Source organism: Shewanella sp. Sh95, assembly GCF_001308045.1.
Classification (GTDB): Bacteria; Pseudomonadota; Gammaproteobacteria; order Enterobacterales; family Shewanellaceae; genus Shewanella; species Shewanella xiamenensis.
Genome location: NZ_LGYY01000124.1, coordinates 1 through 15,898 on the forward strand (window position 1 = coordinate 1; position 15,898 = coordinate 15,898).

Sequence of the window (15,898 nt, forward strand, 5' to 3'; positions counted from 1 at the left end):
GTCGAGGTTACGGATAGAGATAGCGGGAGCGGCCATGATGAATTACCTGCAAAAGAGAGTAATAGATCAGAATGACCGATCGCCGTCAAGTTTTTTAAATCGAAAATTAGGTGCGGAATGACGGATACAATCAACAGGCAATTGAAATAAAAAGACAGAGGAAGGCATTACCGCTAAGGAGCCATATATTTCATTAAGAATTGTTTCACTGGGACTAAACTTCATCTCTTCATTATCATCAGTTGAGTTTCCGTCACGCTCTTGGTTGTCAAAGCGTTCATACTCATCTAGATTAACCTGAAATGTTATAAATTTGTCATTTTCTGAAATAACTCTGAATAATTGAATATATAGATTATCATAAAAATCATGAAGCTGCTCAAACAAGACCCTATCTACCCGAACAGAGTCCGCATCTCGCAATTTAGGTAAAATTCGGTGCTCCTTTTCATAAATCCAGTCATCACTTTTTGTCAGCAATAAATCCTTTACACAAACACCTTTCTCCAGTGGTGAATAACGTTCTCGATTATATAGAACTCGTTCAATAGTGTCTGACATTGATAGCTTATAGTTAAAATAATATCCCAACTTTTCATAATCAAATTCAATAACAATGCCTTTATGCTCATTAGCATAATGTGACCACATTAGTAGGTTATTGTAATTTTCAGTAAATGAAATTACACCAACCTCGTTAAAATTAGCATCTGATGAAAACTGTTCCGCTTGTTCAAAAAAGTCTTTCCCCAATCCATCACGAAGTACCTTATCAATTAAATCTTGAGCAGGGCTTAGTTCAAATGGATCATTTAGAACACCTCGCTGACTCGCTCGTAGACAAAAGTTTGAAAAAAACTCTCGCCGATAAGGCATATATTTGTATATTTTTTTCATATATTCCCGTAAGAAAAAAATCTATTTATGTATTTGAAAAGATGATTATTAAATATTAAACATATATCATATTCAATGTAACCAAAACATTCCCGCAACGTGAGCTCTAAGATTTATTGACGCCTTCACAAAAGGCTACCTGATATACCACGGGCTTAACCGGATTAAGCACCGTCATGGAAGTGACCGTTGGCGGCATGGATGCCGCCGTCGAGCCTATAGGGACATATTCACGGCGTGTCACTGAAATGGCAGTGCTTAATCAATATACCCCCGCACTAAAGAACGGTACTGTCTCTATAAAAAATCCCCGCATTACGGGGATTTCTAAACTATCAAAGACAGCTAAAACTAACTAAGTTACAAACACTTTCCATCCGATTTATCATCGGAAGAAAGTGCTCGACTAATACTGCCGAAGATTGCAGTTAAAATCCCGATGCCCACATCCATCTGCCGGGCATTGCTATCATCACCGCTGGCCTCGCGTTGACTCTGATTACCTGCTGTACCTCGCACAAAATCACAACTGGCATTGCTCATATTGCTGGAGGCACAACCACTTAAGATCAGAATCAAACCGCCAATCAATAAACGTGAGCTAACTAAGCGCAAACTCACTCTGCGTAACATCCTTATACGCGAAACAGACATATTAGTTCAGCACCTCTTCTAGGGCGCGCAAACAGAGCGCGACATTCTCACGACGGGCACCAAAGCCCATTAAACCGATGCGCCAAGCTTTACCTGCAAGTGCACCAAGACCAGCACCTATTTCAAGGTTGTAATCCTTAAGGAGACGCGCACGGACAGCGGCATCGTCAACACCTTCGGGGATATAAATGGCATTGAGTTGTGGCAAGCGCGAATCTTCGGCAACCACAAATTTCAGGCCGAGTTTTTCAAGCCCTGCGCGCAGCACTAAATGCATGTCTTTGTGGCGTTGCCATGCCTGCTCTAAACCTTCTTCGGCCAATAAACGCAGCGATTCGTGCAGGGCATAAAGCGCATTAACAGGCGCGGTATGGTGATAGCTACGCTTACCGCCAGCGCTGGTCCAATAGGCCATCACCAGACTTTGATCGAGGAACCAGCTTTGCACTGGGGTTTTGCGATTCTTCAGTTTTTCGACCGCAGCGGGTGAGAAGGACACGGGCGATAAACCCGGTACACAGGAAAGGCACTTTTGGCTGCCAGAATAAATGGCATCGATGCCCCATTCATCGACTTTTAACTCGACGCCGCCAAGGGAAGTCACCGCATCAACAATCGATAAACAGCCGTATTGTTTTGCCAGCGCGCACAGGGTTTTAGCATCACTCAATGCGCCTGTTGAGGTTTCGGCGTGCACAAAAGCGAGGAACTTAGCATCGGGGTTGGCCTTAAGCGCCGCTTCAACGGCTGCAGGGTCGACTGGCGTGCCCCATTCATTATCCACCAGCACCGCAATCGCACCAACGCGCTCGACGTTTTGGCGCATACGCTCACCAAACACACCGTTGCGGCACACAATCACCTTTTCGCCGGGTTCGACTAGGTTCACAAAGCAGGTTTCCATGCCCGCACTGCCGGGTGCCGACACCGCCATGGTCATTTCATTTTTGGTTTGAAACGCATATTGGATCAGGCTTTTAAGCTCATCCATCATAGCGACAAACAATGGGTCGAGGTGGCCGACGGTCGGTCTTGCCTGTGCGGCTAACACTTCAGGATAAACATCCGATGGACCTGGGCCCATCAAAATGCGGCGAGGGGGATTAAAGGCAGAAAAATGCGGTGCAGGTAACATCATGTCTCCTTAATGCGTAGGGTCGAGGTCTAACTATTATTAGAGCATTCACTCTTGATTTGTTAAACCAAATTACCACAAAAAGGGGCACCTGTGCGCCCCTCCTTTAGCCTAAGTTGTAACCTAACGCTAAGTGATTACAAAGGCAGGTTGTTTTTTCCTTTTCCGGCATTCAAAAACAGCTGATAAGCAGGACTTTGGGTCTCTTCTTGATAGACAAATCCCAGCTCAGTTAAAAACTGCTGAAACGGCAAGGCATCACCCTCGGGCACTTCAAACCCCGCCAGCACTCGGCCAAAGGCTGCGCCGTGATTACGGTAATGGAATAAACTGATATTCCACTTGCTCTGCAAGGTGGTTAAAAACTTCAGCAGCGCACCGGGATGCTCGGGAAACTCGAAGCTAAATAGGCGCTCCTCTAATGGCTCTGGCGGATGACCACCGACCATATAACGCACATGCAATTTCGCGGTTTCGTCACCGGATAAGTCCTGCACTTCAAAGCCATGGTCTTCTAAGGTATTGATAATTTGTTCTAGCTCACCCTGACCTTTGGTTAGGCGAATACCCGCAAACACCACCGCCATATCGCGGCTGCTAAAACGGTAGTTAAATTCGGTCATCACCCGCTTTTCGAGCAGCTCACAAAAACGCAGGAAGCTACCGGGACGCTCGGGCACTTTAACCGCCAGCACCGCTTCTTTTTGCTCACCCAGCTCGCAGCGCTCCGACACATACCGCAGGCTGTGGAAGTTCACATTCGCGCCACTTAAAATCGCCGCGACTTTTTCACCCTTACCACTCTCGCCTGAGGCATTGGTGCTGACATATTTTTTAAGCCCAGCAAGGGATAAGGCACCCGCAGGTTCGGCAATGGCGCGGGTATCCTCAAAAATATCTTTCACTGCTGCGCAGATTTCGTCGGACGTGACCGTCACCACTTCATCCACAAACCACTTAGCTAAGCGAAATGGCTCGGTGCCGATACGTTTAACCGCCACACCATCGGCAAATAAACCGACTTGCGCCAGCGTCACCGGCTCGCCCGCTTCCATCGCCGCCTTTAAGCAGGCCGCATCTTCAGGCTCAACGCCAACAATTTTGACCTGTGGCATCACCGCCTTGTAATAGGCAGCAATCCCAGCAATTAAACCGCCGCCGCCCACGGGCACAAATACCACTTCAAGGTCGCGCTGCTGTTGCAGCATTTCTTGGGCGATAGTGCCTTGGCCTGCGATAACGGCTTCATCATCAAAGGGCGCGATATAGACTCGGCCCTCTTCTTTGGCCAGCGCCATCGCAAAGCCATTGGCTTGATCGAAGGCTTGGCCGTGCAATACCACGTTGCCACCTAAACGGCGCACAGCATCGACTTTAATATCCGGCGTAGTTTCGGGCATCACAATCACTGCATCCACACCACGACTGGCCGCCGACATGGCCACGCCTTGGGCGTGGTTACCCGCCGAGGCGCACACCACGCCGCGTTGGCATTCGGCTTGGCTCAACTGGGCGATGCGGTTATAGGCGCCGCGCAGCTTGAAGGAATGCACTGGTTGCATATCTTCGCGCTTTAAAAACACTTGGCAGCCTAAACGCGCCGAGAGTTTATTGAGACTCGAGAGTGGTGTCACTTTCGCAACATCATAAACCGACGACAGCAGGATTTTTTGCAGGTAGCTTTGCGCAAGCTGACTCTTTTCTAAGGCAGAAGTGACCGATTGCGCCTTATCGGGCTGAACTTGAGAGGCCTGCGTCTCAGCCTGCTCCGTTTGCGACGATGCGAGAGATAACATATCAGTCCTCCAACTTACTGCGATCGCGCACCGCGCCCTTATCGGCACTGGTGGCAAGCATGGCGTAGGCTTTAAGCGCCATAGACACATAACGCTGACGCGAAAGCGGTTTCCACGCCATTGGACCACGAGCAAGCATGGTTTCACGGCGCGCCGCTAACTCGGCATCACTCACCGCAAGCTTGATACTGCGCTTAGGAATATCGATTTCGATGCGATCGCCGTTTTCAATCAAGGCAATCGTGCCGCCCGCAGCAGCCTCAGGCGACACATGGCCGATAGATAAACCAGAGGTTCCACCAGAGAAGCGGCCGTCGGTGATCAACGCGCAGGCCTTGCCTAAGCCGCGGGATTTTAAGTAACTGGTGGGGTACAACATTTCTTGCATGCCAGGGCCGCCTTTTGGTCCTTCGTAACGAATCACCACTACATCACCCGCCACCACTTCGCCACCTAAAATGCCAGCGACTGCATCGTCTTGGCTTTCGTACACCCGAGCGCTGCCGATAAAGGTCAGGTTAGACTCATCCACACCCGCCGTTTTAACGATACAGCCATTATCGGCCAGATTACCCGATAACACGGCCAGACCACCCTCTTGGCTGAAGGCAAATTCGCGGCTACGGATACAACCTTCACGCCTATCATCGTCCAGCGATGGCCAGCGGCAGTCTTGGCTAAAGGCTTTAGTGGTGGGAATGCCCGCAGGCCCCGCCATAAAGAATTGTTTTACGTTGTCATCTTGGGTTTGCATCACATCGTACTTGGCGAGTACCGACTTGAGATTGCCCCCCGCATCGGCGGCAACGTGTGGCACATCGGTATGCAGCAGTCCGGCACGGTCTAACTCGCCTAAGATGCCCATCACACCACCGGCGCGGTGCACATCTTCCATATGGTATTTAGCGGTCGACGGCGCCACCTTGCACAGATGCGGCACTTGGCGCGACATACGGTCGATATCGTCCATAGTGAATGCCACATCCGCCTCCTGCGCCGCAGCCAATAAGTGCAACACAGTATTAGACGAACCGCCCATGGCAATATCCAGCGCCATCGCATTCTCAAAAGCTTTAAAGCTGGCAATGTTGCGCGGCAGTGCCGAGACATCATCTTGTTCGTAGTAACGTTTGGTCAGCGCCATTACGCGGCGGCCTGCTTCTAAAAACAGTTCGCGGCGGTCGGCGTGGGTCGCGAGCATGGAGCCGTTGCCCGGTAGCGACAGACCTAAAGCTTCGGTTAAACAGTTCATCGAGTTAGCGGTAAACATGCCCGAACAGGAACCACATGTAGGGCAAGCACTGCGTTCAATTTTGGCGCTATCTTCATCGCTCACACTCGAGTCGGCCGCCGCCACCATGGCATCGACTAAATCGAGCTTGATAAGCTTGTCAGACAGTTTGGTTTTACCTGCTTCCATCGGCCCGCCCGAAACAAATACCACGGGAATATTGAGGCGCAGCGCCGCCATCAACATACCGGGGGTGATTTTGTCGCAGTTAGAGATGCAGACCAAGGCATCGGCGCAGTGGGCGTTGACCATATATTCCACACTATCGGCGATAAGCTCCCGCGAAGGCAGACTGTAGAGCATGCCACCGTGCCCCATGGCGATACCATCATCGACGGCGATGGTATTGAATTCTTTCGCAATACCGCCCGCTTCTTCGATGGCGCCCGCCACCAGAGAACCCATATCTTTTAAATGCACATGGCCGGGAACAAACTGAGTAAAGGAGTTGGCAATCGCAATAATCGGCTTACCAAAATCATTGTCTTTCACCCCTGTGGCGCGCCATAGCGCACGGGCACCCGCCATATTGCGGCCTTCGGTACTGGTTGCTGAACGTAACTTTGGCATTGACTCTATCCCTTATCTCAAATCGAAAATCGTGCCCTTAGGGCCTTGCTACAGAGCTAATGCCCGCAGCCACTGGATGCTTATGCGTGTACTTTTTGTTGCTGCAAGTTTAGCGGTAACAAGACCTTGCATTGAGTGACATCAATCAATTTATTCAATTGATTGCTGAGCAGCTCAATGGCGCGCTCGCTATCTACTTCCATATCCAGTGACAGACTCGCATCGTCGTTCATCCGCATCTGCATTTGGGTGACAGTAAAACCACGATGGCGAGTCACGCGCAAAACACGCTCAAGCACTTCGGGGCGTTGTTGAACCGTTAATTCTAGTGAGTGGATCATGTTTGTTTCTCCATTTCGTCCATCATATCGCTGTTTGATGCGCCGGGGGGCACCAGTGGCCAAACGTTAAAAGCATCGTCAATTGCAACGTGTAACAAATACGGGCCCTTAGCCGCTAACATCTCGGTTAAGGCCTCTTCCACCTCGTCGGAAGAGAAAATCGTGCGGCCAGGAATATCAAATGCTGAGGCCAATAACACAAAATCAGGATTGTCAGATAAATCGGTTTCGCTGTAGCGTTCTTCAAAAAATAGCTGCTGCCACTGCTTCACCATCCCCAGTTTTTGGTTGTCGATCAGTAGGATCTTCACCGGTAATTTGCGGCGCTTGATGGTGGTCAGTTCCTGCACGTTCATCATAAAAGAGCCATCGCCAGACACAGTGACCACAGTTGCATCGGGGCGGGCGACTTGGGCACCGATAGCAGCGGGTAAACCAAAGCCCATAGTGCCTAAACCTGCGCTAGATAAATGATCTTCAGGGCGACGGAACCACATATGCTGGGCAACCCACATTTGATGCTGGCCCACATCGCAGCACACTACGCTGTCTTCGGGCAGTTTATTGGCTAAACGGCGCAGCATAGCAGGGGCATAGATTAAGCTGCCGGGATGTTGATAATCCCATTGATGTTTACGGGCAAGATGTTCCACTTCAGTCAGCCAAGGAGTGATATCCAGCGACATAGCAAGGGCGGGGAAAATCTGGCGTAAATCCCCGGCGATAGCCACATCCGGCTGGCGTAATTTACCCAGCTCGGCGGCGTCGATATCTAAATGAATGACTTTGGCCTTGTTGGCAAAAGTCGCTAAACGGCCTGTTACTCGGTCATCAAAGCGCGCACCGGCAACCACTAATAAATCACAATCCTGCACCGCGAGGTTGGCCGCCTTTCCGCCGTGCATACCTAACATGCCTAAATAACCGGGCGTACCATGGGCGATGCTGCCCAAGCCCTTTAACGTGGCGACCGATGGCATACCCGTGGCTTTTATAAAATCCCGCAACTGATCGACCGCGCCCGCCATACCCACACCGCCGCCCACGTACAGCATAGGTTGCTTTGCTTGCGCCAACAGCGCACGGGCAGCGTCGATATCGCTCATATCAGCTTGGGGTTCATTGGTCACGGCCAATAACGGTGTACGGTATTCAAGGTGAGCGATTTGGATATCCTTGGGAATATCCACTAGCACTGGGCCGGGGCGACCCGATGCTGCGATTTCAAAAGCTTGGTACAAGGTTGGGATAAGATCGTTGACATCCGTCACCATAAAACTGTGCTTGGTACAGCTTAGCGACATCCCCAACACATCAATCTCTTGAAACGCATCTGTGCCAATCACAGCAGTTGAGACCTGACCCGTAATCGCCACCACAGGCACAGAATCCAATAGCGCATCGGCAAGCGAAGTGATTAGGTTGGTCGCACCTGGACCAGAGGTGGCAAAGCACACGCCAGTTTTACCACTGGCTCTGGCGTAACCTACGGCGGCAAAGGCTGCGCCTTGTTCGTGGCGGCTTAAGAGATGTTCGACAGGGCTTCCATAGAGGGCATCGTAGATTGGCATAATGGCACCACCAGGGTAACCAAATACTGTGGTAACACCATGTGCTGCCAACACTTTTATGACTGCGTCTGCGCCTCTAATCATCTGCCCTGGTTCCATACTTTCTCTCGCTACCTTAATCCTGAAATGCCGAAAATCGACTCGTAATTTGTGCTATTTCGAAACCTCATTTCCAAAACCTAGGGCCTGAAAACGAAGAACCCCCCGGTCCTTTCGGAGCGGGGGGTTCTTTCGAAACTTTTAACCTTTTAGGTCTACCAGTTTGCCATGCGCCGCCCCCGCTGTGATTTAATAATCACTACGGTAATAATCACGAGAATGAGCTTGGCAGCTTGGTTAAACATCAATATGGGTTCCTAATCGGTGTTCTGTATGTGTATCGCTGAAATTCTTATCGCTACTCACTTTTAAGCCTGAGCGATGCTTGCCTTGGGACCTTGCCCCGCCGCGAGTTATTAGCTTTACCATAAAGCGACAGCCAAACACAATAAAAATTTTCTTACGTCAAAAAAATTCAGCTTCCCTGCCGAGACAATGCAAAACAACAAAGTGAAACGTTAACAAACGCGCGTTAGTGAACCTTATCGCCAACTAACCCATGTCAGTTTTGCCCGCTCGACAACCTACGAAGCAGGAATAAATTTGCGTCGCCGAGCCCCACATCCTTAGGGGCTCGGCCTTTATCAATTAAGCTCCAACAATACTTTTCATATCAGTCATATAACCACGAAGTTCCGCACCGATATACTCAACTGAGGTGTGGCGAATCGCATCATTGATGGCGATTAACTGCAGATTATCGACGTTGTTAGAACTGTCCTTCAGACCCGCACCTAAATACTCTGGCGACATGGCATTGACATAGTCACGCAGCATAGGCACGGCAGCATGGTTGAACAGATAACAACCGTATTCTGCGGTATCCGAGATCACCACGTTCATCTCGTACAGACGTTTACGGGCGATGGTGTTAGCGATCAACGGCGTTTCGTGCAGTGATTCGTAATAGGCGGACTCTTCAACAATACCCGCCGACACCATAGTATCGAAGGCTAATTCGACACCGGCTTTGATCATTGCAACCAGAAAAATACCTTTGTCGAAATAGGTTTGCTCGTCGATATGCTCGCTCGAAACAGGCGCATTTTCGAAGCCCGTTTCGGCGGTTTCTGCGCGCCAACGCAGCAGGTTCGCATCATCGTTAGCCCAGTCTTGCATCATAGTGCGAGAGAACTCACCGCTGATGATGTCATCCATGTGCTTTTCAAATAATGGTTGCAGGATTTCTTTTAAATCTTCTGCAATTTCAAACGCTTTAATCTTGGCAGGGTTAGACAGTCTGTCCATCATGTTGGTGATACCGCCGTGCTTAAGCGCCTCGGTCACGGTTTCCCAACCTTGTTGGATTAACTTAGCGGCATAGCCAGGCTCAACACCATCGGCCACCATTTTTTCATAACCTAGGATGGCACCCGTCTGCAACATACCGCAGAGGATCGTTTGCTCACCCATCAGATCCGATTTTACTTCAGCGATAAAGGAAGATTGCAACACGCCAGCACGGTCGCCGCCTGTGGCGCTCGCATAGGCTTTCGCAATGTCTAAACCATCACCGTTTGGGTCGTTTTCGGGGTGCACTGCAATCAAGGTCGGCACACCAAAACCGCGTTTGTATTCTTCACGCACTTCGGTGCCTGGGCACTTAGGCGCAACCATGATCACTGTAATATCGGGGCGGATCTGCATGCCTTCTTCAACGATATTGAAACCATGGGAGTAAGATAGAGTCGCGCCTTGCTTCATCAGCGGCATCACTGCGCTCACTACATTGGAATGCTGCTTATCGGGTGTTAGGTTCAGCACTAAATCGGCGGTCGGGATTAGCTCTTCAAAGGTGCCGACTTTAAAGCCGTTGTCTGTAGCTTTTTGCCATGAGGCTCGTTTTTGGGCAATAGCTTCAGGGCGCAGGGCGTAAGCGATATTCAGCCCAGAGTCACGCATATTCAGACCTTGGTTAAGGCCCTGAGCACCACAGCCTAAAATTACAATATTCCAATCTTTGATGTAATTGCAGCCATCACTAAACTCGGAGCGGTCCATAAAACGGCACTGGCCAAGTTGTGCTAATTGTTGACGCAAATTCAGAGAGTTAAAATAGTTAGCCATCTGAGATACCACCTTTCAGTCGGGAATTGGGGACTCAACCAATATCAACCTATTGTTAACGATTGGTTGTGATTGAAATCACTATAACCTATGGCTATCGTTGCTTAAAATGATATATTCGAAACCTCATATTGCGTTTTTTGCAATATCATTTTCAGTTTCAATACCCCAGATAAGCGGCCAATAGGACGAGGTTATGGACATACGCACCCTCAAATTGTACCTACACTTATGTGACAGTTTGCACTTCGCCAAGACGGCGGAGCAGATGCATGTCAGTCCCTCGACCTTAAGCCGCGCATTGCAGCGGCTCGAAGATGAAGTGAACGCAAAGCTGTTTGAGCGGGATAACCGCAGCGTGACCTTAACCCATGCGGGACGTGAGTTTAAATTGTTCGCAGAGCAGACGCTGCACCATTGGCGCGACCTGCGGCATAGTATTGATCTTAAGCAGGACGTACTGCGCGGCACCTTAAATCTCTATTGCTCAGTCACCGCAGCCTATAGCCATTTGCCGCAATTATTGGAGCGTTTTCGCCAAGAGCATCCCTTTGTCGAAATTGCGCTTACCACGGGAGATGCGGCTAATGCACTGGCCGAGGTACAACAAAATCGTGCCGATATTGCTATTGCCGCGCTGCCGGATCCTTTTCCTGCCACACTGCATTTTGCCAAGATTGATGATGTGCCGCTTTCATTAATCGCTCCCACTATGCGCTGTGCGGTGCAGCAACAGATTAACCAAGCTCAGATAGACTGGTCACGAGTGCCTTTTATCATTCCTGACCATGGACCAGGGCGACGACGAGCCGATAATTGGTTCAAACAGATGGGGATTAGTCCGAATATTTATGCCCAAGTGTCGGGACAGGAAGCCATAGCATCTATGGTGGCACTTGGTTGCGGTGTGAGCATTAGCCCTGAGGTGGTAATCAATAACAGTCCAGTGCGGGATCGTATTCAGTTGTTACCTTCGCCTGTCAAAATTGCCCCCTTTGAGCTGGGCTGCTGCTGTAAGGTCAAACGCTTGGACGACCCGATAGTGAATGCCTTTTTAGAGGCGATTTAAATTTAGTGGCGATATAAAAAAACGGGACTGAGTCCCGTTTTTTATGGTGTTGATAAGATTAGGTATCTGGCGACTGTAATTTATCGTTGGCTTCAATACGCGTCACCAACAGCTGGTCGACCTTGTAGGCGTCGATATCAACCACTTCAAACTTATAACCGGCATAGTTAACAAAGTCGGTGCGCTTGGGGATCTTGCGCAGCATGTACATCATAAAGCCGGCAATGGTTTCGTAGTTTTGGCTATGGGGGAACTCTTCAATATCGAAGGCACGCATCACGTCGGTAATCGGCGTCACCCCATCTACTAACCAAGAGTTGCCATCACGGGCAATAATTTGCTCTTCGCTCTCATGCAACGACCAAGCGCCCATCACAGCGCGTTGCAGATCGTTAGTGGTGACAATCCCGACAACGAGGGCATATTCGTTCATCACCACCGCGAAATCGGCGCGGCTATTTTTGAAGTATTCCATCGCCTCGGACAAACTTAAGGTGTCAGGGATAATCAGCGAGGTGTGCACAAGACTGTTGTCTTTTAAGGTAATTTTTTCACCGTTGATCACACGGATCAGCAGTTCCTTCGCATCCACAAAACCTTTGACCATATCCAATTGGCCGTCGCAGACCAAAAACTTAGTATGGGGATCTTCGGCAATCTTACGCTTGATATCCTCCTCGCTGTCTTGCAACAGAAAATACACTAAGCTCTCTCGAGCTGTCATGGCAGAAGTGACTGAAACGGTCTGCATTTCAAACACATTTTCCATCATTTGCTGCTCGCCCTTGTCGAGCACCCCAGCTTCTGCCCCCGCGTTCATGACAGCATAAATATCGTCTGGGGTAATTTCATCGTTACGCACGGTTGGGATTTGCAGTAACTTGAAGATGGCGCTTGCCATGCCATTGAAAAACCACACCAATGGACGAAGGATCGCGATACAGAAACTCATAGGGCCAACCACCACTAAGGCAACAGGCTCTGGCATCGCCATCGCGATACGTTTGGGCATGAGATCCGCAACCAGAATAAAGGCGCTGGTCACCACGACGAAAGACAGTAAGAAGCTCACTTGGCCTAACCAAGGGTCGCTCATCCACGCACTTAAAAACTGGTAAAAATACGGACGAAACGCCGACTCACCGACAATACCGCCCATGATGGCGACGGCGTTTAAGCCAATTTGCACCACAGTAAAAAAACTACCGGGCTGAGCTTGGAGTTGCAGCACTTTTTCGGCACGGCTGTCCCCCTCTTCGGCTAGCTGACGTAAACGGATTTTGCGTGATGCAGCCAAGGAGATTTCTGACATAGAAAAGAAACAACTTGCGGCGATTAAGCCCAATATTATCATCACGTTATCAAAGAAATTCATGTAACACCTTTTGTTTCACACTAGACTTACTACACCAACCCGCGCAGTGATTTTCGCGAGTCAGTTGAAATTTGTACCTAAAGAATGGGTCGAGGAACAGACGATAAAAGAACCCAGTGCTGCCAAGAAAGCCTTTGCTACACTTAAAAAATCGTCTCTTCGCCTAAAAAGTATGATGCGTTTATTATATCCGCTAATTGTCTTTGTATGCGTGATTCTGCTCTCGCCTATCGCCCACGGCGCTGAAGAGCTTTCCTCATTTAAGTTACGCTTTTGTGTCGAAGAGACTGAATATCCACCATTTAATTACTTTATTCGGCAGAATGGCATTAAGACTTCCACGCTTAGCGGCTATGATATTGACCTGCTAGAACGCACCTTTAAACCTATTGGAATTGCGTACGAAGTGCTGGCGTTGCCCTGGATTCGTTGCTTAAAAGACGTCCAGAATGGCAGCATAGATGCCGCGATGAGCGCATCGCTCAATCGACAAAGGGCGACAGATTATATCCCATCTATTGCCTATTATTACCTCACTCCCAGTTATTTTTATTTAAAAGCTGAATTCGAGACTCCATTTCGCATCGATGATATTAATCAGTTAGCAGATTTAGGGACTGTTTGCGGTATTAATGGATTCAACTATCAAAACTTTGGTTGGCGTAAAGAAACCCCTATTAGCGAAATTCGTACCCTACAGCATTTGCCAGAAATGTTGCTTAAACGCAGATGCAAATTCTTTTTAGCACGCAAGGAAATTTTAGCGGGAACACTCGCATTAGCCCAGGTGGGAGAACTCCCTAAGACGCTCACATCTCAGGTATCACCCAATTCGGGCAAAGAGCCGTTCCGTATGTTGATATCGAAACGCTCAAAATATAAAGGTATGATTGCTAAAGAGTTTAATAGAAAAGTACAAGAGATGCAGGCTAACCACCAACTTGAAGATCTCTACCAACACCACCTTCAACAACTTACTCACGGGGGCGATAAGGGCAGTGATTCGCCTTAGGACCAATTTGTGGATGATTGCGGCAAGTCTCGGGGCGTTGATGGTAAATAGTGCAACGACGGGTTTTGCTGTCTAAATATAAACAGTCATCATTGGCCATCCTGGCGAGGGTAAATATCGCCGTTTTATGATTGAAGTTATCGATAATGCGCGCTTTTTGTAGACGTTTGGCGATGGCTTTGAGATCGCCCTCGGCTTCAAACTCATCCACTAAGCTCATACGAACTAGGTCACTAACAGTAACCTCGACGGGGAGCGTACAGCAGGTAGCATGGCAGGTATCACACAGGCCTTTGCGGTATTTTTGCCAAGTGGACAAATCATCAATATTAAAAATCGATACCGAATTTACCGTATTTTTGCTCCGTTTTGACACACCAAAACCTTCAGATAAACAATAAAAGGCGGCAATTATAACAGGCCCCAAATAGAAATAAATCTGTGGTCACAGACGGAACCAAGGCTTGACTAATACAAGCTCAAGAATGAGCTAGCGCTGTTTGAGGCGACTCCATCACCACTGTATTGCGACCACGCTCTTTAGCGCGATAAAGGCAGATATCGGCACGGCGTAATACATTCGAAATGGTGAGTTCATTTAATGCATCCGGCGGTAAATACACTCCACCAATACTAAGAGTAATCTTACCGGTAGGTGCACCCAAGTGCGGAATATTCAATGCAGCGACTTGATTGCACAGTTGGGTAGCAATGGCTTCCAATTGGATTGGTGTGATTTTCGGTAAAACAACTGCAAACTCTTCGCCACCAATGCGCGCCAGCAGCGCATTGGGTGGTAAAATTTCACAGCCTTTTAAATCCTGAGCCACTCGCCTAAGTACAGCATCGCCTTCAATATGCCCGTAGTTGTCGTTGTAACTCTTAAAATAATCAATATCCAACATCAACACACCGACTGCTGTGTTGCCATGGAGTAATGTGTCGAGTGTTTGTGTAAAGGGGCGTCGATTGCTCAGCCCAGTTAATTCATCGGTTTCAGCCATAACTCTGAGTTGCGTATTCACCGTTACCAGTGCTTGCTGTAAGTTAAGCATCTGTCGCTCTTTTTCTTCACGCAGCAATAACTCGTTCAGCGCTGCGGAAAACTGAGTCAACATCACTTTTTTTTGTTTAGTCCAATTTAGTGGTCGAGAAACCATTGAGAGCGATAATAACCCGACAATTTCATCGGCATTTTTCATGGCAAATGCGGCAATAGAGCAAATACCAATACCTCGAAGTAACCCGTATTCTTCAGGCGATGTTTGCTTCAATGAGTCGACATTCTCGATAACTAATGTCGATTCCTGCTCAAATTTTTGTGCCAACAAAGTAACAACATCCGCAGAAATACTAATAATTTCAGATACATTAGATTCACTAGACCAAACGCAACGGTAATTTACCTGTCGTTGGCTAAACTCTATTAGGCTTACCCTTTCGACATCAAATAATCGCCCGATTTTACGGCAAACCTCAGTGAGATTGTTGTCTAAGTTAAGGGTCTCCACTGTTAAAAATTGCAATGATATTTCAGCTAACAGTTGGCTAGCTTGGGACTGCCAATTGAGCGCTTGAGTCCGCTCATCAACTAAACGTGCTAACTGACTTTGCTGTTGCTGCAATGCACGCTTTTGGCGTTTATTAACCGCGAGATCGTTGCGAATTCTTTGATACATAGCCTGAAGCGATTGAGCAACATGACCAATTTCATCAGGATTTCTCACCACACTATCGGGTACGGTTAACTTAGGTAATGCATTCAGATTTATCTGGTTAGCAAACCGCTCCAATTCCGATAAACGATTGGTCACCAATAAACGCACCAGCGTAAGGATAAGATAAATCATCAGTAAGGTTTTAAGCCCATTGCCTAAGACAATAATGATCAATTTGATCTGATCCAATACTTTTGGACACCACGCTAAGTGAGTAAAATGACTTAACGAGGTGAATATGACAACCCAAAAGACCCGCAAGACTCACACTGCTGAATTTAAAGCAGAAGCCCTTAAACTAGC

Annotated in this window: 13 protein-coding genes; 2 read left to right on the forward strand and 11 right to left on the reverse strand. The window is 48.4% G+C overall.

The window, feature by feature from the left end:
* Nucleotides 1-66 precede the first annotated feature (66 nt).
* The 8 genes from AEA42_RS09240 to ilvC all read right to left on the reverse strand — a co-directional run bounded on the left by AEA42_RS09240 (nt 67) and on the right by ilvC (nt 10,421).
* A complete protein-coding gene (locus tag AEA42_RS09240) occupies nt 67-897 on the reverse strand; it encodes a DUF2971 domain-containing protein (RefSeq protein WP_082389631.1) in 831 nt (276 codons plus the stop codon).
* Between the two features lie 360 nt (nt 898-1,257).
* Nucleotides 1,258-1,518 carry a hypothetical protein gene (locus AEA42_RS09250; RefSeq protein WP_231570475.1) on the reverse strand — a complete coding sequence of 87 codons (261 nt, stop codon included), beginning with the start codon at nt 1,516-1,518 and terminating at the stop codon, nt 1,258-1,260.
* 34 nt (nt 1,519-1,552) lie between these two features.
* Nucleotides 1,553-2,686 carry an alanine--glyoxylate aminotransferase family protein gene (locus AEA42_RS09255; protein WP_055647565.1) on the reverse strand — a complete coding sequence of 378 codons (1,134 nt, stop codon included), beginning with the start codon at nt 2,684-2,686 and terminating at the stop codon, nt 1,553-1,555.
* A gap of 137 nt (nt 2,687-2,823) precedes the next feature.
* Complete coding sequence (gene ilvA / locus AEA42_RS09260; RefSeq protein ID WP_055647566.1) at nt 2,824-4,482, reverse strand: threonine ammonia-lyase, biosynthetic; 1,659 nt, start codon at nt 4,480-4,482, stop codon at nt 2,824-2,826.
* A 1-nt stretch (nt 4,483) separates the two neighbouring features.
* A complete protein-coding gene (gene ilvD / locus AEA42_RS09265) occupies nt 4,484-6,343 on the reverse strand; it encodes a dihydroxy-acid dehydratase (RefSeq protein WP_055647567.1) in 1,860 nt (619 codons plus the stop codon).
* 80 nt (nt 6,344-6,423) lie between these two features.
* Nucleotides 6,424-6,684, reverse strand: coding sequence for an acetolactate synthase 2 small subunit (ilvM, locus tag AEA42_RS09270; protein ID WP_037423344.1), 261 nt, complete (start codon nt 6,682-6,684; stop codon nt 6,424-6,426).
* Nucleotides 6,681-8,354, reverse strand: coding sequence for an acetolactate synthase 2 catalytic subunit (ilvG, locus tag AEA42_RS09275; protein ID WP_055647568.1), 1,674 nt, complete (start codon nt 8,352-8,354; stop codon nt 6,681-6,683). Before ilvG ends, ilvM begins: the two co-directional genes overlap by 4 nt.
* A 588-nt stretch (nt 8,355-8,942) precedes the next feature.
* A complete protein-coding gene (gene ilvC, locus AEA42_RS09285) occupies nt 8,943-10,421 on the reverse strand; it encodes a ketol-acid reductoisomerase (RefSeq protein WP_055647569.1) in 1,479 nt (492 codons plus the stop codon).
* Between the two features lie 196 nt (nt 10,422-10,617).
* Between ilvC and ilvY the strand changes: the two genes are divergently transcribed.
* Entirely contained in the window at nt 10,618-11,490 is an 873-nt protein-coding gene (gene ilvY / locus AEA42_RS09290; protein ID WP_037423332.1) for an HTH-type transcriptional activator IlvY, read from the forward strand.
* A 58-nt stretch (nt 11,491-11,548) separates the two neighbouring features.
* On the opposite strand, the gene AEA42_RS09295 is transcribed toward ilvY, so the two are convergent.
* Nucleotides 11,549-12,865, reverse strand: coding sequence for a hemolysin family protein (locus AEA42_RS09295; RefSeq protein ID WP_055647570.1), 1,317 nt, complete (start codon nt 12,863-12,865; stop codon nt 11,549-11,551).
* Between the two features lie 64 nt (nt 12,866-12,929).
* Between AEA42_RS09295 and AEA42_RS09300 the strand changes: the two genes are divergently transcribed.
* Complete coding sequence (locus AEA42_RS09300) at nt 12,930-13,877, forward strand: transporter substrate-binding domain-containing protein (protein ID WP_231640374.1); 948 nt, start codon at nt 12,930-12,932, stop codon at nt 13,875-13,877.
* Here the strand turns inward: AEA42_RS09300 and AEA42_RS09305 are convergent.
* Nucleotides 13,840-14,253, reverse strand: coding sequence for a YkgJ family cysteine cluster protein (locus AEA42_RS09305; RefSeq protein WP_055647572.1), 414 nt, complete (start codon nt 14,251-14,253; stop codon nt 13,840-13,842). The genes AEA42_RS09300 and AEA42_RS09305 overlap by 38 nt on opposite strands.
* A 103-nt stretch (nt 14,254-14,356) precedes the next feature.
* Nucleotides 14,357-15,727 carry a GGDEF domain-containing protein gene (locus tag AEA42_RS09310; protein ID WP_231640375.1) on the reverse strand — a complete coding sequence of 457 codons (1,371 nt, stop codon included), beginning with the start codon at nt 15,725-15,727 and terminating at the stop codon, nt 14,357-14,359.
* Nucleotides 15,728-15,898 lie beyond the last annotated feature (171 nt).

Excerpts from the sequence above, each read along its gene's own strand:
- AEA42_RS09240 (WP_082389631.1), bottom strand. The coding sequence starts at position 897 with ATGAAAAAAATATACAAATATATGCCTTATCGGCGAGAGTTTTTTTCA.
- AEA42_RS09255 (WP_055647565.1), bottom strand. The coding sequence starts at position 2,686 with ATGTTACCTGCACCGCATTTTTCTGCCTTTAATCCCCCTCGCCGCATT.
- ilvA (WP_055647566.1), bottom strand. The coding sequence starts at position 4,482 with ATGTTATCTCTCGCATCGTCGCAAACGGAGCAGGCTGAGACGCAGGCC.
- ilvD (WP_055647567.1), bottom strand. The coding sequence starts at position 6,343 with ATGCCAAAGTTACGTTCAGCAACCAGTACCGAAGGCCGCAATATGGCG.
- ilvM (WP_037423344.1), bottom strand. The coding sequence starts at position 6,684 with ATGATCCACTCACTAGAATTAACGGTTCAACAACGCCCCGAAGTGCTT.
- ilvG (WP_055647568.1), bottom strand. The coding sequence starts at position 8,354 with ATGGAACCAGGGCAGATGATTAGAGGCGCAGACGCAGTCATAAAAGTG.
- ilvC (WP_055647569.1), bottom strand. The coding sequence starts at position 10,421 with ATGGCTAACTATTTTAACTCTCTGAATTTGCGTCAACAATTAGCACAA.
- ilvY (WP_037423332.1), top strand. The coding sequence starts at position 10,618 with ATGGACATACGCACCCTCAAATTGTACCTACACTTATGTGACAGTTTG.
- AEA42_RS09295 (WP_055647570.1), bottom strand. The coding sequence starts at position 12,865 with ATGAATTTCTTTGATAACGTGATGATAATATTGGGCTTAATCGCCGCA.
- AEA42_RS09310 (WP_231640375.1), bottom strand. The coding sequence starts at position 15,727 with ATGATTTATCTTATCCTTACGCTGGTGCGTTTATTGGTGACCAATCGT.